Genomic DNA, 2,823 nt, shown 5'->3' on the forward strand with positions numbered 1-2,823 from the left:
CGCGCTGGTCCTGATTTTGGGCGCCTTCGCCGCGGCAGTCAGTGTCGGCCATGACGTCACCCAGAAGATCGATGCGCCGCAAGCTACGGCGATCTCGCTCGATGTCTGGTACCTGCCCTATTACGCGCTGCGCACCACGCTGCGGATGTTCGCCGCGATCCTCGCCTCGTTGGTCTTCACCTTCACCTATGCGACCCTCGCGGCGAAGAGCCGGCGCGCCGAGAAGGTGCTGATTCCGCTGCTCGACGTGCTGCAGTCGGTGCCGATCCTCGGCTTCCTCTCCTTCACCGTAACGTTCTTCCTCGGCCTTTTTCCCGGCTCGATCCTCGGCGCGGAATGCGCGGCGGTCTTCGCGATCTTCACCAGCCAGGCCTGGAACATGGCCTTCTCGTTCTACCAGTCGCTGCGCAACGTGCCCGGCGATCTCGTCGAGGTCTCGCGCGGCTTCCAGCTCTCGCCGTGGCAAAAATTCTGGCAGCTCGAGACGCCGTTCGCGATGCCCGGCCTGATCTGGAACACGATGATGTCGATGTCGGGCGGCTGGTTCTTCGTCGTGGCGTCGGAGGCGATCTCGGTCGGCGACAACACGATCAAGCTGCCGGGTATCGGCTCCTACCTCGATGTGGCGATTACCCAGAAGGACATCGGCGCGGTGTTCGCCGCCGTGGTCATGGTGCTGATCGTCATCCTTGCCTACGACCAGCTGCTGTTTCGCCCGCTGGTCGCCTTTTCCGCGCGCTTCCGCGTCGAGCTGATCGCCAGCCAGGAACAGGAGCGCTCCTGGGTCATGGACGTGTTCACCCGGACGCGCTGGCTGCGCCCGCTCGTCACCCTGCCGGCAAAGCTGTTCAACCGGTTCGCCCTGCTCCGCATGCAGTTGCCCGGCCGATCGGCCGAAGCGGCGCCGGTCGACGAGTCGCGGAGCCGCCTCGTCGACGTGATCTTCTATGCCGTCGTCGGCCTGATCACGGCCTATGCGTTCTGGCAGATCGTCAAATTCGTCAGCCACGACCTGTCGTGGGGCGAGCTCGGCACGACGGTCGTGCTGACGCTGCTGACCATGGCGCGTGTGATCATCCTCATCATCTTGGCGAGCTTGTTCTGGGTCCCGGTCGGCGTGTGGATCGGTCTACGCCCGCGCATCGCTTCGAGAGTTCAGCCGCTGGCGCAGTTTCTCGCGGCCTTTCCCGCGAACGTGATCTTTCCCGTCGCCGTCGTGCTGGTTCTACATTTCGCGCTCAACCCGGACATCTGGCTGAGCTTCCTCATCGTCTTCGGCACGCAGTGGTACATCCTGTTCAACGTCATCGCCGGCGCGCAGGCGTTTCCCAGCGATCTCCGCGAGGCCGCGACAAGCTTCAAGATCACCGGCCTGGACTGGTGGAAGAAGGTCATGCTGCCCGGCATCTTCCCCTACTACGTCACTGGCGCGCTGACCGCTTCGGGCGGCTCTTGGAACGCGGCGATCGTCGCGGAATACGTGAAATGGGGCGACGACACCGTCACGGCCCACGGCATCGGATCCTATATCGCCATCGCCACCAAGGACGGGAATTTCCCGAAAATCGTGCTCGGCGTCGCCGTCATGTCGGTCTTCGTGATTCTCTTCAATCGCTGCCTCTGGCGCCCGCTGTTCGGCATCGCCGAAAAGCGCCTGCGTCTCTCCTAAGGAATCGCTGCCATGCTGCAGGAACGCGAAAAGCCACTGCTCGAAGTCGACGACGTGAGCCAGCACTATAAGACCGGCTCGGGCGAAGAAGGCCCGCCCGTCCTCGACCATGTCTCGCTCAAGCTGACGGCCGGCGAGATCGTCGGCCTGCTTGGGCGCTCTGGCTGCGGGAAATCCTCGCTGCTGCGCATCGTCGCTGGCCTCACGTTCCCGGCCGAAGGCAAGGTGACCTACGACGACAAGCCGGTCACCGGGCCGGTCGACGGACTTGCGATGGTCTTCCAGAGCTTCGCTCTGTTCCCCTGGCTCACCGTTCTCGCCAACGTCGAGATCGGCCTGCGCGCGCGAAAGGTGCCGGAGGCGGAGGCGCGCAAACGGGCGCTTGCGGCGATCGATCTCATCGGCCTCGACGGCTTCGAATCGGCGTTTCCAAAAGAGCTGTCCGGCGGCATGCGCCAGCGCGTCGGTTTTGCCCGCGCGTTGGTTGTGAATCCGAAAATCCTGCTGATGGACGAACCGTTTTCGGCGCTCGACGTGCTGACCGCCGAGACGCTGCGCACCGACCTGCTCGACCTCTGGGTCGAAGGCCGCATGCCGATCAAGTCGATCCTGATGGTGACGCACAACATCGAAGAGGCGGTGCTAATGTGCGATCGCATCATCGTGCTGTCGTCTAACCCCGGCCGCATCGCAGCGGAGATCCGCGTCACACTGCAGCATCCGCGCAATCGTCTCGATCCGGAATTCCGCCAGCTCGTCGACAAGATCTATGCGCTGATGACCAAGCGCGCCGTCGAAGCGACGCCGCGCGACGGTGCCTTCCCCGGGCTCGGTCTCGGCATGGCGCTGCCGCGGCTCTCCACCAACACCATCGCCGGCATGATCGAAGAAATCCACGCCTCGCCCTACAACGGCAAGGCGCCGCTGCCGGAGCTGGCTGACAGCCTGGCGATGGAGATCGACGATCTTTTCCCCATCGCCGAAACGCTGCAGCTGCTGCGCCTCGCCGAGATCGCCGACGGCGCAATCGCGCTGACGGCGGCCGGTACCCGCTTCGCCGACATGGAAACCGACGCGCGTAAAAAACTGTTCGGCGACCATCTGCTCGCCTACGTGCCGCTGGCGGCGCGGATCAAGATGGTCCTGGACGAGCG

2 protein-coding genes are annotated in these 2,823 nt (G+C 64.2%); both read left to right on the forward strand.

From position 1 onward, the window contains the following. Positions 1 to 1,669: ABC transporter permease subunit (locus GSQ79_RS25335; protein WP_158811531.1), on the forward strand; the 1,669-nt coding region annotated here is incomplete at its 5' end. Positions 1,670 to 1,681: 12 nt separating this feature from the next. Further along, positions 1,682 to 2,823: nitrate/sulfonate/bicarbonate ABC transporter ATP-binding protein (locus GSQ79_RS25340; protein WP_246725585.1), on the forward strand; the 1,142-nt coding region annotated here is incomplete at its 3' end.

The organism is Beijerinckia sp. L45, assembly GCF_009765775.1.
Lineage (GTDB): Bacteria > Pseudomonadota > Alphaproteobacteria > Rhizobiales > Beijerinckiaceae > RH-AL1.